This window comes from Bacillus cereus group sp. RP29, assembly GCF_040459765.1.
Lineage (GTDB): Bacteria > Bacillota > Bacilli > Bacillales > Bacillaceae_G > Bacillus_A > Bacillus_A paranthracis.
On the sequence record NZ_JARVHN010000001.1, the window covers coordinates 736,685 to 762,774 of the forward strand.

Here is a 26,090-nt window from a genome sequence, read left to right on the forward strand (position 1 = left end):
GTAAAATCGCTAATACAATATACCTAAATCCGTTCTTTGCAAAGGAGGGAGAGAAGGTGGGGCGCACAATAAAAATTGATATTACAAATAAAGTGGTAGCTAAATTTAGACCAGATTATTTGGAATTGTATACGAGTAAATTTATGATAGGTAAGTTTTATGTCTATACTGAAGGTAAACAATATGTGTTAGAAGACGGATATATATATGAAGATGGAAAGTTTTATCGCATCATAGATACGCACCGTGGCAATAATCAAGCGGCGGAGGGCTGCGATCTAGGATGGTGTTAACATGATTCGTGTAAAAGTGTTTGATGAAAGTCACGAAAAAGACTTAGAAGACGCTGTAAATGTTTTTTTGAAAAAGATTGATGATAGTAACTTTGTAGACATTAAGTACCAAGTCGGTGTTTCTATTAACGATGACGAAAACCAAATTTATTGTTTTTCAGCAATGATCGTTTATAAAGCATAAAAAAGAGCTGGATGAGCCAGCTCTTTTTTATGCTTTATGTTGGGACAACATGTGTCGGTAATACGTTCATAATAGATTGGGTTGCGCCTAATTTCTTTGTCGTTAAAAGAGGCTCCCCTGTCTCATGATTTTGGGCATCTTTACACATACCAAGGTGATAACGATCACCTAAAAATGGATCAATATAAAAACCGTTTTTGAATACTTTATCATTCGGATGTTTTTCATGGTGAATATCAGAGCAGTTAATGCAATAGAACATAGCGTTCAACCCCTTTTTATTTTTGTTTGAAAAAAGTGAGTCGGTAGTCATTTCGCTCCTAAGGAAATGTTGAGGAGAAGAGAAATAACTACCTACTCAAATGGTGGGCATATTCCTTCTGATTTTTCATATCTCGCGTAGTGTCCCTGAGGGAAGGAGGAGAGACGAAATACGCATGATATACGTAAGGCGCTTCTTCCAAGATGAATGATGGAGTTTCATGTTGAGAGAAGTTTTTATTTTTTGTTGCCTTTGTGAGTATATTATGAGGAAATGTTCGGAGGGTGTTTGTCCTGTTGAAAAAATGTTGAGAATTTCTCAACAGTAAAAAAGAGTTAGCGTTGACATGAAACTAAAAGGTGTTATATTATCGAAGTGTAACCAAAAGGTGTTATATTTGAATGCCGAATAAAGGAGAATGGAAATGGAACAACAACATACATTAACTGACATTAAACAAACGATCGTTTTTAACGCGTCTATTCAAAAGGTGTGGAATGTAGTATCAACTGCAGAAGGGATTGCCTCATGGTTTATGCCAAATGATTTCGTATTAGAGGTAGGACATGAATTTCATGTACAATCACCATTTGGACCATCACCATGTAAAGTATTAGAAATCGATGAGCCAAATCATCTATCTTTTTCATGGGATACAGATGGCTGGGTTGTTTCATTTCATCTGAAAGACCTAGGAGATAATAAAACAGAATTTACGTTAATTCACGGCGGCTGGAAACACCCTGATGAAATTCTTCCGAAAGCGAATGCGAAGAGCTCTATTATTCGCGACAGAATGAGCGGAGGCTGGGTAGCGATTGTAAATGAAAAACTGAAAAAGGTTGTCGAAGGCTAAGTGTCCTCATCAGCAGCGAAATATGATGTGTTTCAAGCAATTGCTGATCCAACCCGCCGAGAAGTAATACGGTTATTAAGTGATAAAGAGTTACCGATTTCCAAAATAACGGATCATTTTCCGATGAGTCGTACTGCGGTTGTAAAGCACCTTCATATTCTTTCAGAAGCGAATTTAGTAAGTGGAAGAAAAAGCGGAAGAGAGAAAATATATCGCTTGCATCCAGAACCATTAGAGGAATTACAACAGTGGCTCTCGTATTATGAACGTTTTTGGGATAATAAATTGTCCATGCTGAAACATATTGTGGAGAATGAAGAGTAAAAGAGGATGACCATTTTGGTCATCCTCTTTCTTATTGCTCACTCGTTTGTGTAGCGGGCTTTAATAAAAGCCAAGCGATAATTAATGTACATACTGCCAATACAAAAGTACTCATATAAATGACGTGTACACTTGATGCTAATGCGGATTGCGATTCGGTTACTACGTTTGTTGTAGTACCTCCATGTCCGCCAGATACAAGATCAAGGTTTTTAATACCACGTGCGTGAATCATCGTATTGAAGATTGTACCGAATATTGCCGCACCTAACGTTTGGCTAAATGTATTAATAAATGTGTTTAAACCAACGGCTGTTCCACGTGTATGAGCTGGTACGGCTGCTTGAATTGTTACCATGTAAATCGGTGTCACAAGCCCCATTCCTAAGCCGAATAATCCGACTGCCACATAAATAAGGAACGATGGTGAATGTGTTGATAATGTAAATAATAAGAACGTAGCGACTGATAAAATGCTAGCCCCAAGTAAAATGATTTGTTTCGTTTTTAATTTTCCTACTAAGTTACCAGAGAAAATAGCTCCAAATGTCCACATAACAGGGATTGGCATTAAAATAAGTCCGGCTTCTGTTGCATTTTTTCCTAATACACCTTGGCTCCAAATTGGAAGGTACATTGTAATACTAATAATCATTGCGCCAGCGATAAGCGTTAATATATTAATCGTAGATAATGTACGGTTAGAGAAAAGTGCTAGCGGAATTAATGGTTCCGGAGATTTTTTCTCGATGAATAAGAAAATAATGAATGAAACGACGGCGAAGATTAATAGGCCGATAATTGTTATATCTCCCCAGTTTTGCTTACTGCTACCTGTTAATAATGCGTATAGTAGAGCAATCGTACTTAGTGAGAATACTGTTGCACCAAGATAGTCGATATGGTGCTTAGCAGGCTTAATAGATTCTTTGTAGTAAATGGCAATCATTAAGCAAGCGATAATTCCAAATGGAACGTTTAAGAAGAAGATGTAGCGCCAAGATAGAGAATCAACTAAAAATCCACCTACTAATGGCCCGATAACACCTGAGACGCCCCAAACAGCACTTATCCATCCTTGTGCTTTTGCGCGGTCTTTCGCTTCGTCATATAAGTCACCAATGATTGTCATAGTAATTGGCATGACAGCACCAGCACCTAAACCTTGAAGGGCACGAAAGACGATAAGTTGTTCCATCGATGTAACGACACCGCAAAGTGCAGAACCGACTAAAAAGATTGTAGCTCCAATAAGTAAAACTTTTTTACGGCCAAATAAATCAGCTAGCTTTCCGTATATTGGAGTTGAAACCGCTGTGGCAAGCATGTAAATTGCGTAAACCCAGCTAACAAGTTCAACGCCGGATAAATCACTCGTTATACGAGGGATCGCTGTACTAACAATCGTTCCTTCTACAGCAGAAAGAAACGTCATTAGCATTAAAGACATCATGACTTTTTTTCTCATATGTTTTCCCCTTACCCTTTTTCAAATATTCAACAATATAAAATATAAAGGTACTAAGGTAAATAAAGCAACAAAAAAGCAATGGAAAGTTAAGGGGTGGGGATATTTGTCGTTTTTTGTCGGTAAGTCGATATATTTGAAAAATCGCCGATATAAGTAGCAGAATCGCTGATATATTTGGAAAATCGCCGATATAAGTAGCAGAATCGCTGATATATTTACAGAATCGCCGATATAATTTCATGTACCTATAAAAAAAGAAACAGGAATCCCTGTTTCTCAGTTTAATATTGCATTTTTGCATTTTCTCCAGCTGTTGTTCCGGCAATTCTACCAGTAACGAGAGCAGATGTAATGTTATAGCCACCAGTATAACCGTGAATATCAAGAACTTCCCCGCAGAAATATAAGCCGTTCGTGAATTTAGACGACATTTCTTTTGGGTTAATTTCTTTAACGGATACACCGCCGCCAGTAACGAATGCTTTTTCAATTGACTGCGTACCATTTACATTTACAGTAAATTCTTTAAAGTCTTTCACAAGTGCACGAATCTTCTCGTGAGAAACTTGTCCAGCTTGCTCGCTGCCATCAATTTCATTTTTTTCTAATAAGAATAGGAAGTAACGTTCAGGAACATAACCTTTTAACACGTTTTTAATTCCTTTTTTCGGATCTTCCTTCATTTGTTTCAGCATGCGCTGGAATAGTTGTTCACTATTTTCTTCTGGCAATGCATCGATGCTCATTTGCACTGTATTCGTTTTGAACTTTTTCAGTGCTTTTACAACGAATTGACTACAGCGAAGGGCAGCAGGACCAGATAGGCCGAAATGGGTGAAGAGCATGTCCATTTTGTGAGAAATGATAGCCTTTCCTTTCGGGTTTAATACGCTTAAGTTTACATCTCGTAAAGCGAGGCCTTGTAGTGAACGGTCTCGAATAAATGGTTCGTTTGACAGGATTGGTACTTCTGTTGGGAATAATTCTGTAATTGTATGACCAGCTTTTTCTGCCCAAGCATATCCGTCTCCAGTAGAACCAGTTTGAGGAACAGATTTTCCGCCAACAGCGATAACGACGTGATTTGTTTCTAGCACTTCGCCAGTCTTTAGTACGACTGCTTTCGTTTGACCATTTTCATATTCAATCGTTTCAACAGGTGTATTCGTGCGGATCTTTACACCTAAATCTTTTAATCGTGTTAAAAGTGCGTCTACTACCGATTGGGCTTTATTTGAAACAGGGAACATGCGGCCATGATCCTCTTCTTTCAGTTTTACACCGAGATTTTCGAAGAATGTAATAATATCTTCATTATTAAAAATAGAAAAAGCGCTGTATAAGAAGCGGCCATTTCCTGGTATATGTTTAACGATCTCATCAAGTGGTAGACGGTTCGTTACGTTACAGCGGCCGCCACCAGAAATCGCAAGTTTACGCCCTAGTTTATTTCCTTTATCAAGAAGTAAGACGCTTGCGCCTTCTTCTGCAGCACCGATTGCAGCCATTAGCCCAGAAGGCCCACCGCCGATGACAATAACATCATAATGCATAATATATCGACCTCATTTTCTACATTTCCTGCCTAAAAGAATAGCATGTTTTCCCTTAAAAGAAAAATAGAGTGAAGTACTGCTTAAGGAGAGAATTGTGGTACAATACAAAAGTTAGAGTTCAGCACTATCCTGCTATTTGTGGGCCATAGGACTAAAACCTTAAGAGTTAGGGGAAGTCTAATAGTTCTCGAATGCTCGAATAGTTCAATTTATTATAGTTTCACTTTATGTAGATGTAGGAGGATTTTTGTATGTCCGATTCGAAATTTCTGCGCGGAACGCTTATCGTTACGTTAGGGACATTTTTAGTGAAGTTCTTAGGCATGATTTACGTCTTTCCGTTTCATGCATTAGTAGGGACAGAAGGCGGAACGCTCTATACATATGGATACATTCCATATACGATCTTTTTAAGTATTGCAACGGCAGGGGTGCCGCTTGCTGTTTCAAAATTCGTTTCCAAATATAATGCGCTTGGCGATTATAAAACGAGCCGGAGAATGTTCCGCTCGGGAATGGTTATGATGATAGTAACAGGAGTTCTTTCATTCCTAGTACTGTACATGACGGCGCCGTTGTTTGCAGAAGCAATGCTTGGTAAACAAAGTGTACACAGTAATATAGGAGAAGTTACGACGATTATTCGTCTTGTAAGTTTTGCGCTTATTGTTGTGCCGGCAGCGAGTTTAATTCGTGGTTATTTCCAAGGTCACCAATCGATGGGACCAACTACTGTTTCGCAAATTATTGAACAAATTATTCGTATCGTCTTTTTATTAGCGGGTAGTTTTATCGTTATTAAAGTACTTGGTGGTACAGTTGCAACAGCAGTTGGGGTAGCGACATTTGCTGCATTCGTTTCAGCAGTTGGAGCGCTCGGTGTACTCATTTGGTACTGGCTAAAACGTAAAAAACATTTGGATCAATATTTAATTGAACAAACTGTACCAGAATCGACAGTGAGTACTGTTCAATTATTTAAAGAATTATTTGCATATGCGATTCCTTACGTTGTAATTGGGTTAACAATTCCTTTATATCAACAAATTGATACATTGACATTTAACTCAATTATGCAAGCGATTGGCCAAGGTGATATTGCAGAGCGAGCGCTCGGTATTTTCACAATGTGGACGCATAAATTAATTATGATTCCTGTATCACTTGCGACAGCGTTTAGTTTAACGCTCGTACCAGCGATTACAAAATCATTTACTGAAAAGCAATACCGTTATTTAAAGTTACAAATTACACAAACATTCCAGGCAAATATGTTCTTAACATTGCCAGCAGTTGTCGGTATTTCATCACTTGCCTATCCGATTTATACTGCATTTTACGATTCAGATCCATTAGGTGGACAAGTATTAATGTGGTATGCACCGGTTGCGTTGTTATTTGCTTTATTTACAGTAACAGCGGCAATTCTGCAAGGTATTAACCAACAAAAGCATGCGATTATCGCACTTATAATGGGTGTTATTTTGAAATTTGTATGTAACGTAATCTTTATTCGTTATTTCGGTACAGTAGGGGCGATTCTAGCAACAGCTGTTGGTTTCTTAGCTTCTGTTTGGTACACAAATCAACAAATTAAAAAATACGCACACTATTCATTCGGTGTTGTATATAAGAGAACGTTCCAAATTGCAGTATTAACATTTGTAATGGTTGTGGTCGTAAAACTATCACAATGGATTCTATCCTTCATGATTTCGCCGGATGGCCGAGTTGGCGCTCTTATTACAGTTGCGATTTGTGCAGGTCTTGGCGGTCTCGTTTACGGATTGTTAGCAATTCGCACAGGAGTACTTGAAAGAGTATTCGGCGGAGAAGCGTTAGAGAAAATCCAGCGTAAACTTGGCAATAGATTTAAAATAAAGTTGAAATCAAAAGGGGCGTAATTACGTCCCCTTTTCTATGATAAATAAAGAAGGTGAAAAACGTGAGATTAGATAAATTATTAGCAAATATGGGATATGGAAGTAGAAAAGAAGTAAAGAAATTATTGAAAGACGGCGTTGTGAAAATTGATGGAATACCGGTGAAAGATGCAAAGGTTCATGTAAATGTAGAAGAACAAGAAGTTATGATTCACGGTGAAGTCGTGGAATATAAAGAGTTTGTCTACTTAATGATGCATAAACCACAAGGCGTTATTTCAGCTACAGAAGATGATAATCATGAAACAGTAATAGATTTATTAGAGTTAGAAGATGCGATTTTTAATCCGTTCCCAGTGGGAAGGCTTGATATTGATACAGAAGGTTTCTTATTAATAACAAATGACGGGAAGTTATCACATCAATTGTTATCTCCGAAAAAGCATGTGCCGAAAAAATATTATGCACACGTTGCAGGAGTAGTAACGGAAGAGGATGTAAAAGAGTTTGCTAAAGGTGTTATTTTAGATGATGGCTATGAAACAAAGCCAGGTGCACTTACAATATTAAAAAGCGATGATATTTCTGAAATCGAGCTTGTCATTACAGAAGGAAAGTTCCATCAAGTGAAGCGTATGTTTGAAGCGGTAGGGAAAAAAGTAGTCTACTTAAAGAGAACAGAGATGGGGCCGTTAGTGTTAGATGAAGAGCTAGAACTTGGACAATACCGAGAGCTAACAGATGAAGAAGTAGAGATGTTAAAAACATATCAAGTAGATACTGAGAAATAGTGCTATTTTTAGGCGCAGAAAAGACCCCTTTCTAATGAGTTAGAAAGGGGTATGTATTTATTTACATACAATTATTTTTCGTTATGAGGTCATTCTCACTTTCTTTCCTGTTGTTGTCCACTTACCGCGGCAAGGGCTATACACGAGTTCATTAAACTGCAACACATTTAGATCACGTTGTATCGTTCGCGGTGTGATCCCGAACTCATCTACAAGGTCTTTCGTCGTTACCGTTCCGTTTTCATTGATGTACATATAAATTGATTTAATGCGTGTTAGCATACGAGTAGTTGTAGGTTTCAAGAGAAAACCACTCCTCTACTAGTTTTTTTGACCCCATTCAGGAAAGAAGGTCGTTACTACCATTGTACTCTACATGATAAAATTCATGCTTTAATCTACTTAAATTTTACAGAAATTTAACAAATATTCATATAGAAAAATATTGGTAGTTGACATTGTATATATGGTCAGTCAACTAACACATAAAATTCTACGTAAAACGCCAAATTCCTGCAAATTTTTTTGAAAAAATAAAAGAAAAACTAATAAGAAATATCTGAAATATTACAATTGTTCGGTATTTGGTTTTCGTATATGGCATAAGAGATTTCGGTTTGTTATGATGAAAGAAACAATATAGTGAAGGATGGATGCGTGATGTCAGCAATTAATTGGACAGAAGAAGTTGCAAAACGAAAAGATGATTTAATTCGTGATACACAACAATTTTTACAAATTAAAAGTGTATGGGAAGAAGAGTCGGCGAAAGAGGGCGCACCATTCGGTGAAGGTGTAGAAAAAGCTTTATCTTTCATGTTACATAAAGGAGAAACGGAAGGCTTTACTTCTAAAAATTTAGAAGGGTATGCAGGTCATCTTGAAATGGGACAAGGAGAAGAATTAGTAGGTATTCTTTGTCACGTTGACGTTGTACCAGAAGGCGATGGCTGGACGACTCCTGCATATAGTGCAGATATTCGTGATGGAAAGATTTTTGCACGTGGTGCAATTGACGATAAAGGCCCAACGATGGCAGCTTATTATGCGATGAAAATTGTGAAAGAATTAGGTTTACCTCTTTCAAAACGTGTTCGTATGATTTTAGGAACAGATGAGGAAAGCAATTGGAAATGTGTAGATCACTACTTTAAAAACGAAGAAATGCCAACAATCGGTTTTGCGCCAGACGCGGACTTTCCAATTATTAATGCAGAAAAAGGAATTTCTGATATACAAGTTGTGCAAAATGGTAGTGAAGAGAATAAAGGTACATATGAACTTGTTTCATTTGAGTCAGGTCGCCGTTTAAATATGGTTCCTGATTTTGCAGAAGCGGTTGTTACAGGAGAGGATGTAAGTGCACTTACAGTAGCATATGAAGAGTATTTACAAACTGCTAAAAAAATAGGTGAAGCAATTGTAGAAGGTAATACAGTAACGTTGCAAATTAAAGGGGTTTCAGCTCACGGATCTACTCCTGAAAAAGGAGAAAATGCAGGTTTATTACTGGCAAACTTCTTAACGAAAGTTGCTCTTGATGGAAAAGGGGCTTCGTTTGCGACATTTGTAGCAGCAACATTTATTGGTGATATTTATGGTGAAAAGGCTACTATCGCTTATAAAGATGAGGTTAGTGGTCCGTTAACAGTGAATGTTGGTCGCCTTTCTTATACGAAAGAGAATGGTGGCAATTTAGGATTAAACGTACGTTATCCAGTTACGACTAACTTTGAAGAAATGATTGCAAAGTTAAAAGAATATGTGGGTACTCATGGATTTGAAGTAGCTGATTATTCAAACTCTCGTCCGCATCACGTTGATAAAGACCACGTATTAATTCGTACGTTGCAGCGCGTATATGAAGAACAAACAGGTGAAAAAGCAGAACTATTAGCAATTGGCGGTGGTACTTACGCTCGTTCGTTAAAAGCTGGTGTTGCATTTGGCCCATTGTTCCCTGGAAAAGAAGAACTTGCGCATCAAAAAGATGAGTATATTGAAATTGAAGACTTATTAAAAGCAACAGCAATTTACGCGCAAGCAATTTATGAATTGGCGAAGTAATGGATATATAAATAATAAAAGACCGTCCCGATACATTCTTTGGGACGGTTTTCTATTACGTGTCGTTTGTTGGTAAGCAGATGTTCCTTGTCGAAATGTCGATATCATTTCATCTATTAACGCGACCTGAACTTGGTTAGACTTGTAGGGAAGTTGGATTCTTTTTAATGGAATGAGATAAGAAAGAAAAGCAACAATAGAAAGAAGGAGAAGATGTACATGGAACTGCATTATTTTGTCGCGATTACGTTACCAAATCATATAAAAGAAGTGCTGTCTAACTATAAAGAGGAAATGCAAGAGGAATTACCATTTCGTTCATGGGTACATAAAGAAGACTATCATGTTACCCTTTCGTTTTTAGGTAGTGCGACAGAGAAACAATTAGAAGGAATAAAGAATGGATTACAAACACTTATAAAAATGAAAGAACTATCGTTCACATTACAAGGATTTTCAACGTTTGGTATGGAAGACAGGCCGCGTATTTTTTGGGCAAAGGTAAGAGGAAATCAAGATTTGTTTCAATTGCAAAAGCGAGTACACGTTATGTGTGAAGAGAATGGATTTTCTTTAGAAACGCGCCCATATCATCCGCATATTACTGTTGCACGTAAATGGGTAGGAGAAGAAAAGTTTAATTTAGAACATATAAAGGAAGTGCCTGAAATATCATTTCAAGCGGATACGATTACTTTATACGAATCTCACGTAAAGGAGACACCGAAATATAAAGCAATTGCTGAAATAAAATTACAAAAATAGAATGTATGAAAACGTTTTTTATACAGGTGAATATACTATAAAGAACAATGTGTTACTGTATAGGGCTTCGCTGATAAGAAAAGCCTTATCATTTGCAGCTCGTTTCATTTTAACTTTAAGAATGATGGTGATTTTTTTATGTTGAAAGTAAAACGTCCATTTGATGCCTATTTAGATGAAATGAATAAAATTACAATTTTGCTCCCACATGCGTATGGAACAAGTCGGACATTTCGTTTGCAAGAAGGAAGTAACGTGAAAGATTTACCGATTGCTCATACAATTGCGCTTCCGGATGCAACGAAGTATGAGTGCTTTATAGAAGAGCCGCTAGATGTGGGGAAGTATTATACAGTACGAGATGAACGGAATGAAGAAACAGATTTACAAATAGGTGCTGTCATAAGAACAGCGATTTTCGATGAAAAGTATTATTACGAAGGTACAGATTTAGGGGCAGTACACCAAAAGGAAGCAACTACATTTAAAGTATGGGCTCCAACTGCGAGGCTTGCGAAAGTAAGAATTTATAAAAGTGATAAAGAATATACCGATCACGAAATGCACAGAGAAGAAAATGGGGTATGGGCTCATACATTACAAGGCGATTTAGCCGGAGAAAAGTATACATTTCTTGTTTGTATAAATTTAATATGGAACGAAGCTGTGGATCCTTATGCAAAATCAGTGACTGTAAATGGGAAGTACGGCGTTGTTATTGATTTGGAAAAGACGAATGTAACAAAGCGAGGGCAATTACCACCTTTACAAGCAATGACAGACGCCATATTGTATGAACTGCATATTCGTGATGCTACTATTCATCCGAATAGTGGAGTGAGTAAAAAAGGAACATATAAAGGGCTAATGGAAGAAGGTACAACAGGACAAAATGGGACGTTAACAGGTTTGTCTCATATAAAAGATTTAGGTGTTACACATGTTGAACTATTACCTTTATATTGTTTCGGTGGTGTAGATGAGGCAAACCCTTCCTCTGCGTATAATTGGGGTTACAATCCATTATATTACAACGCACCAACGGGATTTTATGCTACAAATCCTTCTGACCCGTATAACAGGATCGTAGAGTGTAAACAGCTGATTGAAACATTTCATGAGCACGGTATTAGAGTGATTATAGATGTTGTATATAATCATGTGTATGAAAGAGAGCTATCGTCATTTGAAAAGCTTGTTCCAGGATATTATTTTCGTCATGGTGAAAATGGTATGCCCTCTAATGGGACGGGAGTCGGAAATGATATAGCATCTGAACGGAAAATGATGAGGAAATTCATTGTAGAGTCTATTTTATATTGGCTTACAGAGTACAATGTTGATGGATTTCGGTTCGACTTAATGGGAATTTTAGATGTTGATACAATCAATATAATAGAAAAAGAAGTGCGAAACATAAAGCGAGATGCACTGCTATTAGGAGAAGGATGGGATCTACAAACACCACTTCCTCTAGAGGAAAAAGCAACGTTAAATAACGCAAAGAAAATGCCGCATATTGCGCAATTTAATGATCAATTTCGTGATGGGATAAAAGGGAGTACCTTTCATATAAATAAACGTGGTTTTGCATTTGGTGGGTATGTAGACTGTAATCATTTGCAGTATATTGCATCAGGAAGCCTTTTGAGTATGAAAGAAACAGGTTTGTTTCTAGAGCCTGTGCAAAGCATTAACTATGTAGAATGTCATGACAATATGACGATGTGGGATAAACTAATGCGCAGTAATGAAGAGTCGGAAGAGATTTTGAAAAAACGTCACGTGCTAGCAACTGCAATGGTGATTCTGTCGCAAGGCATCCCTTTCTTACATGCTGGGCAAGAGTTTTATCGTACGAAGCAAGGAAATGAAAATAGTTATAATGCAAATGATGAAATTAATCAATTAGATTGGGATCGAAAAGAGAAAGAAATAGAGACCGTTAACTATATAAAAGGTTTAATTGCGATTCGTAAAGAGCACGGAGCATTCCGGTTACAAAATGCAGACCTAATAAAAAAGTATATGACTTTTTTGCAAACATCTCCAGAAGTACTTGCATATCATTTAGAAAATGTAGAGTCATTTGGACCGTGGAAAGAAATTGTCGTTTTATTTAATAGCAGTTTAGAAGCGAAAACGGTGCAACTGCCGAAAGAAGAAACGTGGCATGTGTTAGTAAACGAAAAGCAAGCGAAAATAGAGCCAATTTCTTCATTTAGAGGAAAGGAACTTAGGCTCGCTCCAATTAGCACGTATATATTGACGATAATGTGACAAATCGCTACTTGACGATGAGAATGTAATAAATGTAGAATTGACAAAGGTGACGATTTTGATAAGTTGTCATTCTATGGCTGGTTTTGTAAAATAAAATAGAGAATTTTTGGCTTATGCCAAGTTTTCTTTTCATTTACAGTAAAATATATATGAATCCACAACATGTGTAGAAATGTTGCGGTTTTTCTTTTCATAACTATAAAAGATAAGGATTTGTTAACGGGTAATGAATATGGAATGGTTGGAACAATTATTAGGAAAAGAGTGGAGTCTTGTACCGGCTGGTGGAGTAACGGGCGATGCATATATTGCGCAAAACGGACAACAGAAGTTATTTTTAAAGCGGAATACATCGCCCTTTTTAGCGGTATTGTCAGCAGAAGGAATTGTTCCAAAATTACTTTGGACAAGAAGGGTAACGAACGGTGATGTAATTTCTGCTCAAAAATGGCTTCCGGGACAGAAGTTAGAGCCAGAGGATATGAAACTAGAACGTGTTGCGAAACTTTTGAAGAAAATACACTCCTCTAAAGCACTTGTGCAGATGATTCAGAGACTTGGGAAGCAGCCGCTTCACGCACAAGAGTTATTACAACAACTGCAACTTGTTTTAAGAGGAGATATAAGGGATGAGGAAACAATTCAGCAAGGTCTTCAATATTTAATGGATTCATTAAAAGATATTGAATACAATGAATTCGTTGTATGCCATTGTGATGTAAACCATAACAATTGGCTATTGTCGGATGAAGATGAGTTGTTTTTAATTGATTGGGATGGAGCTGTAATTGCTGACCCAGCTCTAGACCTCGGTATGTTATTATATTGGTACATTCCGCGCCAAGAATGGAGTGAGTGGCTCGGTTACTATGATATTGAAATGGATGAATCGCTGCTTAAACGTATGAGATGGTATGTGATAGCACAAACGATTTTGTCTATTCAATGGCATACAACAAAAAAACAGCAAGCAGAAGCTGAATATTGGCATCAATATTTACAGCAACTACTTGCTTCAGAGTAATACTTAAGAAAAATTGTCCATTCCAGCAATCCACTGAGTAAGTTGTTCTTGATTATTGGAAATGTGGTTGTCCAAATTAGAGGAAGATTTACCCGATTGACTATAAGAATATACATCGTTTAGCATTGCTTTAGCGTCACTACTTATATTATCGTTTGCGAGTAACGATTGAATGAGACGCTCTAATTGCTCGCATTCAGAAACTGTCCCGCAACAATCACTTTGGTGATTGACTAAAATATCTTTCAGCACTTCTAATTGATGTTGTTGATTAATTGGCATGAACGGATCATCCTTTCGATTGTTTTTCTCTTCTTAGAAAAGTAAGAGAAAAAGCTGTTTCGTCATGGAATGTTTAATGCTGTATGTAGTTTTTATCAAAATGGTACATCTTATACTTGAAAGAAACGGACCGAGTGCTCGTACGTACTTGGTTTTTTGTTTGGTAGATTGATTAAAAACAGAAAGAAGGAATTATTCCTTTAAAATAGCTATGTAAAGAGAGGGAAACATCTATGCGTTTAAGACATAAACCATATGCAATGGATCGAATTAATGAGTATTCACATATCGTAATTGGAAACCCAGAGGAGCGCGCTGGTAACTGGAAAGAAGTATTTGGAAATGAGCAACCCATTCACATCGAAGTAGGTACAGGTCGTGGCCGCTTTATGTATGATATGGCAAAAGCCAATCCACATATTAATTATATTGGAATTGAAAAATTCACAAGTGTTGTTGTAGACGCACTTGATAAATTAATTGAAGAAGAATTACCGAACTTAAAGTTAATTAATAAAGATGCTGAAGATTTAACAGTTTTCTTTGCAAAAGGTGAGATCGATCGCGTGTATTTAAACTTCTCAGATCCATGGCCAAAGAAACGTCATACGAAGCGTCGTTTAACGTACAAAACGTTTTTACGCAATTATGAAGAAGTGTTAGTAGAAGGCGGAGAAATTCATTTCAAAACAGATAACCAAGGTTTATTTGAATATTCTCTTATGAGTATGGCGGAGTATGGTATGTTACTAACTTACTTAAGCTTAGATCTTCATAACAGCGACTTTGAAGGTAACATTATGACTGAGTACGAAGAGAAATTCTCTAGTAAAGGTCATCGCATTTACCGAGTAGAAGCAAAATATCGTACAGAGCCTATGCAGTAATGCATAGGTTTTTTTGTGTCTAAAATAATCAGAATTTTATGTTAGTATTGTAAGAAAAGGGGGATGAAAAATGGAACAGTTACAAATTGGAGATATAAAAGTGACGTGGCTAAAAGGTGGGAACACACATTTAGATGGAGGAGCAATGTTTGGCGTTGTGCCGAAAGTACTTTGGTCACGTAAATATAAACATAATGATACAAATCATATTTATTTACGAACAGATCCGTTACTTTTGCAAACGAAAGACGGAAACATGCTCATTGATTCTGGTATAGGAAATGGTAAATTGAATGAAAAGATGAAGCGGAATCAAGGTGTAACGGAAGAGTCGTCAGTTGAGAATTCTTTAGAAAAGCTGGGACTAAAGCCTGAAGATATTCATTACGTTTTAATGACGCATCTTCATTTTGATCATGCATCTGGTTTAACGAAATGGGAAGGTGATCAACTTGTACCAACTTTTCCAAATGCGAAAGTTTACGTAAGTGAAACAGAGTGGAATGAAATGAGAAGTCCAAATATTAGATCCCGTAATACATATTGGAAGGAAAATTGGGAGCCGATTGTAGATCAAGTTGTTACATTTCAGCAAGAAATAGAAATTACAGCTGAAATAAAAATGGCGCATACAGGCGGTCATAGTGATGGACATGCAGTTATTGCTTTAGAAAGCCAAGGAGAAACGATGCTTCATTTAGCAGACCTATTGCCGACGCACGCCCATCAAAATGTATTATGGGTAATGGCTTATGATGATTATCCGATGACATCGATTGAAAATAAGCAAAAGTGGATGAAGTATGGTGCTGAAAACGATGCTTGGTTCACTTTTTATCATGACGCGTATTATCGCGCAGTAAAGTGGAATGAGGAAGGTCATATCGTAGAAAAAATAGAACGGAAAACGGGTATAGAAGCATAAAAATGGGAGGGTGTTCCAGCAGTCTGTTGGAGCAGTCTCCTTTTTGTTGTCGTTTTTTGTCGGTAAGTCGATATATTTCAAAAAACGCCGATATAATTTCAAGCACTATCTGCAATTAAAAAATAAGAGGTTCACCTAATGGGAACCCTCCTGTTTATGCTGCTATAACCTCTAAAACAGTACCTGTTTTAGCATCAACTAAAAATTCAAATCGTTCTTGTATATCATTTAACATCGTTGTAAGACCGCCGCGATACACTTCATACGCGACATCATATTTTTCAAATGTCTCTGGAACCATATGTACCCAAGAGCCAGTAATTTCACCTTTATGACTTAATGCTTGTTTTACCATTTTCAATGCTTTTTCTGAAGAAATATGGGATTGTTCTTGTACTTTGTTTGCAACGAAATAACCAGCTGCGAACCCAACGCCAAGACCTGCTACTAAACCTTTCCAGCTCATATATTCACCTCAATTCTATAAAATAAAAATAGTGTACCGATAATAATTATAAAGCAAATACAGCTAAAAAAGAAGAAACTAGAAACATTTCGAAAATTTCGTTACAATAAAAGAGGTATTCTACTAAGGTTTGAAAGAAGGGGACTTCGTGAATAAAGAGACATTACAATTATTTCGTACGTTAACAGAATTACAAGGTGCATCAGGTTTCGAACATGATGTACGCCGTTTTATGAAGCAAGAATTAAGCAAATATGCAGATGAAATTGTACAAGACGGTTTAGGTAGCGTATTTGGTCTGAAAAAAGGGGACGAAACTGGCCCGCGTGTTCTTGTAGCAGGTCATATGGATGAAGTAGGTTTTATGGTTACGCAAATTACGAAAAACGGAATGCTTCGTTTTCAACCTTTAGGCGGCTGGTGGAGCCAAGTACTATTAGCTCAGCGCGTTCAAGTTATGACGAAGAATGGCCCTGTTATTGGGGTTGTTGGTTCTATTCCTCCTCATTTATTAAGTGACGCGCAACGTGCAAAACCGATGGATATAAAAAATATGTTAATTGATATAGGCGCAGATAGCTATGAAGATGCGATTGAGATTGGTGTAAAACCAGGACAACAAATCGTGCCAATCTGCCCGTTTACGCCGATGGCAAACGAAAAGAAAATTATGGCGAAAGCTTGGGACAACCGTTATGGGTGTGGCCTTGCAATCGAATTACTAAAAGAATTAAAAGACGAAACATTACCAAACACATTGTACTCTGGTGCGACTGTACAAGAAGAAGTTGGTCTTCGCGGTGCTCAAACTGCTGCAAATATGATTCAACCAGATATTTTCTATGCGCTTGATGCAAGTCCAGCTAACGATGCATCTGGTGACAAAACACAGTTCGGTCAATTAGGAAAAGGTGCTCTTCTTCGTATTTATGACCGTACGATGGTAACGCATAGAGGAATGCGCGAATTCATTTTAGATACAGCAGAAACACACAACATTCCGTACCAATACTTTATTTCACAAGGTGGTACAGATGCGGGCCGTGTACATACAAGTAACTCAGGTATCCCATCAGCAGTAATTGGTGTTTGCGCACGCTACATTCATACACATGCTTCTATTTTACATGTTGATGACTATGCAGCAGCGAAAGAACTAATTACGAAGCTTGTAAGAGCAACAGATAAAACGACGTTAGAGACAATTAAGAATAACGCGTAGAGAAGAAGGGCTGAAGAGCCTTTCTTTTTTTGGATTGAATAGATGACCCATCCATGTGTGGGAGCGGTCAGTGCCTAATTGGTGTTCGAATGGTGTATTAAGACCCTGAGTAGGAAAAGAGAGGAAGGCTGTTTTTGTGTTCGAAGACGGTAATGGTGAGGAAATCCACCTTCTTTTTTTAGGTTGAATAGATGGCCCGGTGATGTATGGTAGTGATTGATGTTTAATTTAAGTAGAACAAAATGATAAATTTTTATAGAGGTGAATGAAATGAAAGTAGTAGTTGGATCGAAGAATAAAACGAAGGTTGGAGCTGTGGAGAAGGTTTGGAAAGATGCCGAAATTACATCTCTTTCTGTTCCTTCAGGAGTAGCAGCACAACCGTTTTCAGATGAAGAGACGATGCAAGGAGCGATCAATAGAGCGAAGCGAGCGCTAGAGGAAGGGGAAGCTCAAATTGGCATTGGACTAGAAGGCGGCGTGATGAAAACGGAGTACGGTTTATTTATGTGTAATTGGGGCGCACTAGCAACAAGTGATGGTAAAACATTCGTGGCCGGCGGGGCGCGTATTACGTTACCGGATGATTTTTTAGCACCTCTTGAAGAGGGCAAGGAGTTAAGTGAAGTGATGGAAGAGTTTGTACAGAGAAAAGATATTCGTAGTCATGAAGGTGCTATCGGTATTTTTACGGATGATTATGTGGACCGTACGGAATTATTTGTACACGTTGTTAAGTTACTTGTTGGGCAATATAAGTATGATGAAAAGCAAGCATAAACCTTGCACCGTGCGCGATGTATGGTAGTATAAAAGAAAGATTATAACATGAAAAAATGCACTCGTTAGAGGAGGAAATATAGATGAAATCATTAGAAAGCATGGAGCAATTCCAAGAGTTAAAAAATGAAGAGAATGTAATCTTTATGTTCTCAGCAGAATGGTGTCCAGACTGCCGCTTCGTAGATCCATTTATGCCAGAAGTAGAAGAGAAATATAGTGATTTCTCATTTTACTACGTAGATCGTGATGAGTTTATTGATTTATGCGTAAAATTAGACGTATTTGGCATTCCGAGCTTTGTAGCGTACAATAAAGGTGAAGAAACAGGTCGCTATGTAAACAAAGATCGTAAAACACAAGAACAAATCGAAGAGTTCATTGAAGGTTTAAAATAAGGCAATTTGCCAATTGAATTGTAAAACAACCTCTACCTTCGCGGGGGAGGTTATTTTTTTGGAAGGGAGGAAAAAGAGATGAAGATGACAAGTAAAAAGATGAAAGACGAGTTAATGAAGAGATTATCTCGCCCGGAATGGGACTTTCAGTATGATAGTGAGAAAGAAGTTCTACGTATAGAACAGAAAGACTCAAAAAAAGGTATTAACGTATCGCTTCCAGGAGTTGTAGCAAAATGGGAAGTGAATAAAGAAAAGGCGATTGAAGAGGTTGCCTACTACGTACAAGAAGCGTTAATTGCGATGCATAAGGAAGAAAATAGCGCGGCGAAAATTTTACCTGTTATTCGCTCTACTTCTTTCCCGAAACAAGCAGAAGAAGGAAATCCGTTTATTATGACGGATCATACGGCGGAAACACGTATTTACTATGCGCTAGATTCGAATAAAACATATCGTCTCATTGACGAGCGTTTATTACAAAAATTAGGGCTTACAGAGCAACAAGTACGTGAAATGGCATTATTCAACGCTCGCTCATTAAGTTATGAATTTAAACAAGACACAGTAGCAGGTAATACATTCTACTTTTTAAACACAAATGATGGGTATGATGCCACTCGTATTTTAAACGAATCGTTACTACAATCGATGCGTGAAAAGATTTCTGGTGACATGGTTGTTGCTGTTCCTCACCAAGATGTATTAATTATTGCTGATATCGTCAACGAAATCGGTTATGATATTATTGCACAAATGACAATGAAATTTTTTGCCGAAGGGCATGTTCCGATTACATCACTTTCATTCGTATATGAAGATGGGGACTTTGAACCAATCTTTATTTTAGCGAAGAATCGGAAGAAGACAGATGGAAAAGAGAAAGGATGAACGAAGTGAACGTTTTTTACAACCTTGAAGGAATTGGTGACACTTTAATTGTTGCCTTACAAGATATTACTTTAGAGAACCGTACTTTTGATCGCAAAGGAGATGTTGCACGCGTATATGACCGTGAAAGCAACGAAACAGCAGGATTCAACATCTTTAATGCATCTTCTTACTTAGAAGTAAAAGAAACAGGTAACCTTACATTAACGAAAGAACTTGTAGAAAAAATTAACGAAATTTTAGCGAAGAACGGCTTTGAAGAAACAGTAGAAGCAGATCTTTCTCCGAAATTTGTTGTAGGCTATGTAGCTGAAAAAGAGAAACACCCAAATGCCGATAAGCTAAACATCTGTAAAGTAGAAATCGGTACAGAAACATTACAAATCGTATGTGGCGCACCAAACGTTGATGCAGGACAAAAAGTTGTCGTTGCAAAAATCGGCGCTGTAATGCCAAGCGGTATGTTAATCAAGCCAGCTGAGCTTCGCGGAGTTCCTTCTGCTGGAATGATTTGTTCAGCACGTGAATTAGAGCTTCCAGATGCTCCACAAGAAAAAGGTATTCTTGTATTAGAAGATAGCTTTGAAGTTGGACAAGAGTTTAAATTTTAATTGATATAAGAAAAGAGAGGTTGTCCTTTTGGATGACCTCTCTTTTCGTTTTTTTTGTCAGTAAATCGATATCCTGTGTTGAATCGTTGATATATTGCGAGTTGTGACAGATATATTCAAAAAATCATTCATATTATAAGGATGTCACCTTTTTTCACAAAATCTATATTGTATTTTATAAATAATCTAGTTAAAATTTAGAAAAATAGAAGGGGATAGACGTATGAAACAACAACTAAAAATCGCAGAACTTCTGAAACGAATTGAAACTTCAAAACAGCAAGATATCGAGTTAGGTACTTATGAGATATATTTGTTTAGTGAAAATGAATTAGAAAAAGGACAAATTGGTTATCGATATGATAAACATAAAAATTCATTAATAAGTAAAGAACACGGAAAATGGAAAGATGAATGGATTGTTATTGGATATGAAACAGATATGGGAGACCCAGTTTTCGTGAATATCGATGATGATGCGTATCCAGTGTATACGGCAGAGCGTGGTACAGAATTGTGGCAACCCGTTCATATTGGAAATATAGATGAGATTATAAAACAATTATAAAAAACTTTGAGACCGGTGCAAAGTGTAACGGATAGTGTAGATGAGTATCGGAAGAGTAAAGCTTGAACGCATTCTTACATGTAAGAATGCGTTTTTCTATATGAAAACACTCGTAAATTAGAATATTATGGATAAATATGACATGCTTAATTTTACCTGCACTTTTTGCCGAATGCTGATACAATAAAGGATGTTACTATTTAGTAGAAAGAGTGGTAAGCATGTTAGATTGGATGAAAAAGCTGTTTAACAAAGAGGAAGAACAAACAGCGATGAATAAAGAAGTACAAAAGCAAGTTGAAAGTCAGCCGAAAATTCCTCGTGTAAACCACTACACTGAAGCAAGAGAAGCACAAATGGCAAGTAGGAATGCAGGTAAATGCCGTTTTCCATTAGTACCGGATAATGGGTTCGATGAAGAGGATGTTATAGAAACAGGGCGTTTTGAAGAACAACCTGTTCAAGCTGTAACATATGAGAATCAGCCTATTCAAAGAGGAATCAAAGTGGAAAGAAGCAGACGACAGTATGTGGAGAAGGTAGTTTCTACATATGAAGAGCCGGAAATACAATATGAACCGGAGCGAGAGCCTGTCGTAAAGAAAGCATCTACACCAGCGCAAGAAAGTAACCGTAGACCATTTCGTCCAACAGAAATGATTTCGCCAATTTACGGATATAACCGTCCTTCAGTAGAGAAAAAGGAAGAAAAGCAGGAGGAAGTAAAGGAAAGAGAAGACCTTGAAATATCTGTAGAGGGCAAATCAGTCGTTGATGCATGGTTAGAGAAAAAAGGATATACATTATCTGATTTCTCAGAAGGACAAGCACCGACTTCTTCTAGTCATAGAGCTGCTAACGAGCAAGGAGAGCAACAATATGAAGAGAGTAAAAAGGAAGAAAAGTCAGTTGTTGATCAATGGCTAGAGAAAAACGGTTATGAAATCGAACGCCAAGAGCCTATAGTGGAAGAAAAAGAAGTGGTTCAAGAAATGAGTGCACCGCAGGAAGTTCCAGCGGCTGAATTACTTCATGAAACAATTGCTGAGCGCATGGAAGGTGCGAAGCAAGAAAGTGATGTAGTGGACAAAAACATTCTACAAGAGGAATTAGTAGATTCTAAAGTAGAGCACGAGGATACAATATTATCAGAAGAAATTAAACGTAGTACAGAAATAGAACAACCTACTATTGAAGTAGAAAAACAAGCACCAGAAGAATCAGTGATTGTCAAAGCAGAAGAAAAACTTGAAGAAACAATTATTGTAGAAATACCAGAAGAAGTGGAAGTAATTGCGGAAACAGAAGAGTTAGAAGAAATAGAAGTAATTGCAGAAACAGAAGAGTCAGAAGAAGTGGAAGTAATTGCGGAAACAGAAGAGTCAGAAGAAGTGGAAGTAATTGCAGAAACAGAAGAGTCAGAAGAAGTGGAAGTAATTGCAGAAACAGAAGAGTCAGAAGAAGTGGAAGTAATTGCAGAAACAGAAGAGTCAGAAGAAGTAGAAGTAATTGCGGAAACAGAAGAGCAAAAAGAAGTGGAAGTAATTGCGGAAGCGGAAGCACCAGAAGAAGTGGAAGTAATTGCGGAAACAGAAGCACCAGAAGAAGTGGAAGTAATTGCGGAAACAGAAGAGCAAGAAGAAGTAGAAGCAATTGCGGAAGCGGAAGAGCGAAAAGAAGTAGAAGTAATTGCAGAAACAGAAGCACCAGAAGAAGTAGAACCTGTAGCACTTGAAGAAATGCAACAAGAAATGGTGTTAAATGAAGCAATTGAACAAAAGAATGAATTCATACATGTTGCTGAGGCTGATGAACAAACGAAAAAAGATGTTCAAAGCTTTGCGGATATTTTAATTGCAGAAGAACAGCCAGTTGCAGAAGAAGCACCGGTCGTAGAAGAACAACCAGCTGCAGAGGAAGCACCGGTCGTAGAAGAACAACCAATTGCAGAAGAAACACCGATTGTAGAAGAACAACCAGTTGTACAAAAAGAAGAACCAAAACGTGAGAAAAAGCGTCACGTACCATTTAATGTTGTTATGTTGAAACAAGATAGAGCGCGATTAATGGAAAGACATGCGTCTAGAACGAATGCAATGCAACCTTCTATGAGTGAACGAGTAGAGAATAAGCCTGTACATCAAGTAGAAGAACAGCCACAAGTGGAAGAAAAACCAATGCAACAAGTAGTAGTGGAACCACAAGTGGAAGAAAAACCAATGCAGCAAGTAGTGGTAGAACCACAAGTGGAAGAAAAGCCAATGCAGCAAGTAGTAGTAGAACCACAAGTGGAAGAAAAACCAGTGCAACAAGTAGTAGTGGAACCACAAGTGGAAGAAAAACCAGTGCAGCAAGTAGTGGTAGAACCACAAGTGGAAGAAAAACCAATGCAGCAAGTAGTGGTAGAACCACAAGTGGAAGAAAAACCAATGCAGCAAGTAGTGGTAGAACCACAAGTGGAAGAAAAACCAATGCAGCAAGTAGTAGTGGAACCACAAGTGGAAGAAAAGCCAATGCAGCAAGTAGTGGAGCCACAAGTGCAGCCAGTACAACAAGTAGTGGCAGAGCAAGTACAAAAGCCAATTTCAAGTACGGAAGTAGAAGAGAAAGCATATGTTGTAAATCAAAGAGAGAATGATGTGCGCAATGTATTGCAAACGCCACCGACGTATACGATTCCATCATTAACATTACTATCGATTCCGCAGCAAGCAGCGTTAGATAATACGGAATGGTTGGAAGAACAGAAAGAATTATTAGATACAACGTTTAATAATTTCCACGTTGGCGCACATGTTATTAATGTATCGCAAGGTCCAGCAGTAACTCGTTTTGAAGTACAGCCAGACCCAGGTGTAAAAGTAAATAAAATTACAAACTTAAGTGATGATATTAAGCTAAGTTTAGCTGCGAAAGATATTCGTATTGAAGCGCCGATTCCAGGGAAGAGTGCGATTGGAATCGAAGTTCCCAATAAAGAAAGTAAGCCAGTATTTCTTCGTGAAATTTTAAGAAGTCCTGTGTTTACAAAGAGTGAATCACCGCTTACGGTTGCGCTTGGACTTGATATTTCAGGTGATCCAATTGTAACGGATATTCGAAAAATGCCACACGGACTTATTGCAGGTGCAACAGGTTCAGGTAAAAGTGTGTGTATTAACGCCATTTTAACGAGCATTTTATATAAAGCGAAACCACATGAAGTGAAGTTAATGTTAATCGATCCGAAGATGGTTGAGCTTGCACCATACAATTCTGTTCCACATCTTGTAGCACCTGTTATTACGGATGTAAAAGCAGCGACAGCTGCATTAAAATGGGCAGTTGAAGAAATGGAGCGCCGTTATGAATTATTTGCGCACGCAGGAGCTCGTGATTTAACTCGCTACAATACGATTGTAAGTGAGCGAGAAATTCCAGGGGAGACATTACCTTATATCGTTATTGTCATTGACGAGTTAGCCGATTTAATGATGGTAGCACCTGGTGATGTTGAGGAAGCGATTTGTCGTATTGCGCAAAAAGCACGTGCTTGTGGTATTCATTTATTAGTAGCGACGCAGCGTCCATCTGTAGATGTTATTACAGGTTTAATTAAGTCAAACATTCCAACGCGTATTGCGTTTACAGTATCGTCTCAAGTTGATTCGCGTACGATTATCGATATTGGGGGCGCGGAGAAATTACTTGGCCGTGGTGATATGTTATTCTTAGGGAACGGTACATCTAAGCCAGTTCGTGTACAAGGTGTATATGTATCGGATGATGAGATTGAAAAAACAGTTGATCATGTGAAAAAGCAAATGAAGCCGAATTACTTATTTAAGCAAGAGGATTTATTAGCGAAAACAGAACAAGCTGAGTCGGAAGACGAATTGTTCCTTGATGCATGTCAATTTGTTGTAGAACAAGGGGGAGCGTCCACATCTTCTGTACAGCGAAAATTCCGCATCGGTTATAATCGCGCGGCACGTCTCATTGAAGAGATGGAATCGCAAGGAATTATTTCTGAAGCACGAGGAACGAAGCCAAGAGATGTCCTTATTTCTGAGGATGAATTTGCCGCTATGCAGGAAACAAATGTATAGTAAACGGTTTTGCTGTATACTAAGAGAAAATGTTGGATAGTAAAGTAGGGAGTAAAGCGACATGAAAGAAATTGAATTAAAATTAAAAGGTGAAATAAATAGACTAACAAATAAAACATTTAAATTTGATGAACGCGTTGGAGAAGGTTGGTTCTCTGCCGTTTACTTTTTAAAGACTAGAGAAATCATTCAAGAATTTCGCCCGAAAAGTGTTGTAACGATGCAATTTTTCCAAAAGGAAAATGCAGTTCTTTGCGGAACAGATGAAGTCATTGCATTGCTACAAACATTCGCTAAAAATCCTGAGGAACTTGAGATTAACTCTTTAAAAGATGGCGATAAAATTAGTCCATTTGAAACAGTGTTAACAATTCATGGTCCTTATGAAAATTTCGGATTTTTAGAAGGTGTTATTGATGGGATTTTAGCTCGTCGTACATCGGTTGCGACAAACGTATATAACGTTGTCCAAGCTGCACGTAGCGTAGATAAAGAAAAACCAGTTATTTTCATGGGAGACCGTGATGATCATTATACACAACAAGCTGGTGACGGTTATGCAGCATACATCGGTGGTATGAGCGCACAAGCGACGCATGCGATGAATGAATGGTGGGGCAAAAGTGGTATGGGGACAATGCCTCACGCATTAATTCAAATGTTTAATGGTGATGTTGTGGAAGCGGCAAAAGCATATCATAAAAAATTCCCAGAAGATGAATTAGTTGTATTAATTGATTACAACAATGATGTCATTACAGATGCACTTCGCGTAGCACGTGAATTTGGATCAACATTAAAAGGTGTACGTGTAGATACGTCTCGCACGATGATTGATCAATACTTCATTCGCCACCCAGAAGTACTTGGAACATTCGATCCACGTGGTGTAAACCCATCGCTTGTATTCGCACTTCGTAAAGCACTTGATGAAGAAGGATTCCAGCATGTAGACATCGTTGTAACTGGTGGATTTGATGAGAAACGTATTCGTGAATTTGAAGCTCAAAACGTACCTGTTGATATATACGGAGTAGGAAGTAGCTTATTAAAAATGAATATTGGCTTTACTGGTGATAACGTAGAATTAAATGGAAAACCAGAGGCGAAAGCTGGTCGTAAATATCGTCCAAACCCACGTCTAGAACGTGTTCAATTAGAAAAAAGAGAAGATATGTGAGAGAGAGAAAAACTGATAGGTGATTGACCCTAT

At 37.8% G+C, this 26,090-nt stretch carries 26 protein-coding genes; 20 read left to right on the plus strand and 6 right to left on the minus strand.

Annotated features, from left to right (window positions below):
• The first annotated feature begins 56 nt into the window (after window positions 1-56).
• Window positions 57-293, plus strand: coding sequence for a DUF2553 family protein (locus tag QCI47_RS03795; RefSeq protein WP_000533800.1), 237 nt, complete (start codon window positions 57-59; stop codon window positions 291-293).
• Between the two features lies 1 nt (window position 294).
• The gene (locus QCI47_RS03800) at window positions 295-477 is read left to right on the plus strand and encodes a sporulation protein Cse60 (RefSeq protein WP_000621751.1); all 183 of its coding nucleotides are present in this window, start codon (window positions 295-297) and stop codon (window positions 475-477) included.
• 34 nt (window positions 478-511) lie between these two features.
• Here the strand turns inward: QCI47_RS03800 and QCI47_RS03805 are convergent, their stop codons facing one another.
• Complete coding sequence (locus tag QCI47_RS03805) at window positions 512-739, minus strand: DUF3973 domain-containing protein (RefSeq protein ID WP_000498984.1); 228 nt, start codon at window positions 737-739, stop codon at window positions 512-514.
• A 424-nt stretch (window positions 740-1,163) separates the two neighbouring features.
• Here QCI47_RS03805 and QCI47_RS03810 point away from each other — a divergent pair, with 424 nt between their 5' ends.
• Window positions 1,164-1,595: an SRPBCC family protein gene (locus tag QCI47_RS03810; protein WP_000437669.1), complete on the plus strand. Its 432-nt coding sequence runs from the start codon at window positions 1,164-1,166 to the stop codon at window positions 1,593-1,595.
• Entirely contained in the window at window positions 1,596-1,919 is a 324-nt protein-coding gene (locus QCI47_RS03815) for an ArsR/SmtB family transcription factor (protein ID WP_000098837.1), read from the plus strand.
• A gap of 31 nt (window positions 1,920-1,950) precedes the next feature.
• On the opposite strand, the gene QCI47_RS03820 is transcribed toward QCI47_RS03815, so the two are convergent.
• Entirely contained in the window at window positions 1,951-3,387 is a 1,437-nt protein-coding gene (locus tag QCI47_RS03820; protein ID WP_001228033.1) for an MDR family MFS transporter, read from the minus strand.
• Window positions 3,388-3,671: 284 nt separating this feature from the next.
• A complete protein-coding gene (locus QCI47_RS03825) occupies window positions 3,672-4,943 on the minus strand; it encodes a BaiN/RdsA family NAD(P)/FAD-dependent oxidoreductase (protein ID WP_000558878.1) in 1,272 nt (423 codons plus the stop codon).
• Window positions 4,944-5,197: 254 nt separating this feature from the next.
• Between QCI47_RS03825 and QCI47_RS03830 the strand changes: the two genes are divergently transcribed.
• Both QCI47_RS03830 and QCI47_RS03835 read left to right on the plus strand, forming a co-directional pair.
• Window positions 5,198-6,850, plus strand: coding sequence for a putative polysaccharide biosynthesis protein (locus QCI47_RS03830; protein ID WP_001284047.1), 1,653 nt, complete (start codon window positions 5,198-5,200; stop codon window positions 6,848-6,850).
• Window positions 6,851-6,891: 41 nt separating this feature from the next.
• Window positions 6,892-7,620 carry a pseudouridine synthase gene (locus QCI47_RS03835; RefSeq protein WP_001234931.1) on the plus strand — a complete coding sequence of 243 codons (729 nt, stop codon included), beginning with the start codon at window positions 6,892-6,894 and terminating at the stop codon, window positions 7,618-7,620.
• Window positions 7,621-7,701: 81 nt separating this feature from the next.
• Here the strand turns inward: QCI47_RS03835 and QCI47_RS03840 are convergent, their stop codons facing one another.
• A complete protein-coding gene (locus QCI47_RS03840) occupies window positions 7,702-7,923 on the minus strand; it encodes a DeoR family transcriptional regulator (protein WP_000805512.1) in 222 nt (73 codons plus the stop codon).
• Between the two features lie 357 nt (window positions 7,924-8,280).
• Between QCI47_RS03840 and pepV the strand changes: the two genes are divergently transcribed.
• The 4 genes from pepV (at window position 8,281) to QCI47_RS03860 (ending at window position 13,759) form a co-directional block, all read left to right on the plus strand.
• Window positions 8,281-9,687, plus strand: coding sequence for a dipeptidase PepV (gene pepV / locus QCI47_RS03845; RefSeq protein ID WP_309422334.1), 1,407 nt, complete (start codon window positions 8,281-8,283; stop codon window positions 9,685-9,687).
• 219 nt (window positions 9,688-9,906) lie between these two features.
• On the plus strand, window positions 9,907-10,452 hold the full coding sequence (gene thpR, locus QCI47_RS03850; protein WP_309422333.1) for an RNA 2',3'-cyclic phosphodiesterase: 546 nt from the start codon (window positions 9,907-9,909) through the stop codon (window positions 10,450-10,452).
• Between the two features lie 138 nt (window positions 10,453-10,590).
• Window positions 10,591-12,732, plus strand: a complete 2,142-nt coding sequence (pulA, locus tag QCI47_RS03855; protein ID WP_000921716.1) for a type I pullulanase — start codon at window positions 10,591-10,593, stop codon at window positions 12,730-12,732.
• A 229-nt stretch (window positions 12,733-12,961) separates the two neighbouring features.
• Window positions 12,962-13,759, plus strand: coding sequence for a phosphotransferase family protein (locus QCI47_RS03860; RefSeq protein ID WP_001055736.1), 798 nt, complete (start codon window positions 12,962-12,964; stop codon window positions 13,757-13,759).
• Between the two features lie 3 nt (window positions 13,760-13,762).
• On the opposite strand, the gene QCI47_RS03865 is transcribed toward QCI47_RS03860, so the two are convergent.
• Window positions 13,763-14,041: a YtzH-like family protein gene (locus QCI47_RS03865; RefSeq protein ID WP_001122234.1), complete on the minus strand. Its 279-nt coding sequence runs from the start codon at window positions 14,039-14,041 to the stop codon at window positions 13,763-13,765.
• 233 nt (window positions 14,042-14,274) lie between these two features.
• Here QCI47_RS03865 and trmB point away from each other — a divergent pair, with 233 nt between their 5' ends.
• Together trmB and QCI47_RS03875 are read left to right on the plus strand one after the other, a co-directional pair.
• The gene (gene trmB / locus QCI47_RS03870; protein WP_001239380.1) at window positions 14,275-14,928 is read left to right on the plus strand and encodes a tRNA (guanosine(46)-N7)-methyltransferase TrmB; all 654 of its coding nucleotides are present in this window, start codon (window positions 14,275-14,277) and stop codon (window positions 14,926-14,928) included.
• 70 nt (window positions 14,929-14,998) lie between these two features.
• On the plus strand, window positions 14,999-15,853 hold the full coding sequence (locus QCI47_RS03875; protein WP_309422332.1) for a YtnP family quorum-quenching lactonase: 855 nt from the start codon (window positions 14,999-15,001) through the stop codon (window positions 15,851-15,853).
• Window positions 15,854-16,007: 154 nt separating this feature from the next.
• Here QCI47_RS03875 and QCI47_RS03880 read toward each other — a convergent pair whose 3' ends face one another.
• The gene (locus QCI47_RS03880; protein ID WP_000118540.1) at window positions 16,008-16,319 is read right to left on the minus strand and encodes a PepSY domain-containing protein; all 312 of its coding nucleotides are present in this window, start codon (window positions 16,317-16,319) and stop codon (window positions 16,008-16,010) included.
• A gap of 148 nt (window positions 16,320-16,467) precedes the next feature.
• On the opposite strand from QCI47_RS03880, the gene QCI47_RS03885 reads away from it, so the two are divergent.
• From QCI47_RS03885 to QCI47_RS03920, 8 genes are all read left to right on the plus strand, one after another.
• Complete coding sequence (locus QCI47_RS03885) at window positions 16,468-17,541, plus strand: M42 family metallopeptidase (RefSeq protein ID WP_001031510.1); 1,074 nt, start codon at window positions 16,468-16,470, stop codon at window positions 17,539-17,541.
• Between the two features lie 270 nt (window positions 17,542-17,811).
• On the plus strand, window positions 17,812-18,321 hold the full coding sequence (locus tag QCI47_RS03890; protein ID WP_000869929.1) for a DUF84 family protein: 510 nt from the start codon (window positions 17,812-17,814) through the stop codon (window positions 18,319-18,321).
• Window positions 18,322-18,404: 83 nt separating this feature from the next.
• Complete coding sequence (locus tag QCI47_RS03895; RefSeq protein WP_000838188.1) at window positions 18,405-18,719, plus strand: thioredoxin family protein; 315 nt, start codon at window positions 18,405-18,407, stop codon at window positions 18,717-18,719.
• Window positions 18,720-18,797: 78 nt separating this feature from the next.
• A complete protein-coding gene (locus QCI47_RS03900; RefSeq protein WP_000784614.1) occupies window positions 18,798-19,610 on the plus strand; it encodes a DUF1444 domain-containing protein in 813 nt (270 codons plus the stop codon).
• On the plus strand, window positions 19,607-20,221 hold the full coding sequence (gene ytpR / locus QCI47_RS03905; RefSeq protein ID WP_001006759.1) for a YtpR family tRNA-binding protein: 615 nt from the start codon (window positions 19,607-19,609) through the stop codon (window positions 20,219-20,221). The genes QCI47_RS03900 and ytpR overlap by 4 nt, the downstream gene beginning before the upstream one ends.
• 223 nt (window positions 20,222-20,444) lie before the next feature.
• Complete coding sequence (locus QCI47_RS03910) at window positions 20,445-20,789, plus strand: hypothetical protein (protein WP_000813288.1); 345 nt, start codon at window positions 20,445-20,447, stop codon at window positions 20,787-20,789.
• A 221-nt stretch (window positions 20,790-21,010) separates the two neighbouring features.
• Window positions 21,011-24,877, plus strand: coding sequence for a DNA translocase FtsK (locus QCI47_RS03915; protein WP_353811703.1), 3,867 nt, complete (start codon window positions 21,011-21,013; stop codon window positions 24,875-24,877).
• Between the two features lie 61 nt (window positions 24,878-24,938).
• Window positions 24,939-26,057, plus strand: a complete 1,119-nt coding sequence (locus QCI47_RS03920) for a nicotinate phosphoribosyltransferase (RefSeq protein ID WP_000658375.1) — start codon at window positions 24,939-24,941, stop codon at window positions 26,055-26,057.
• The last annotated feature ends 33 nt before the right edge of the window (window positions 26,058-26,090 follow it).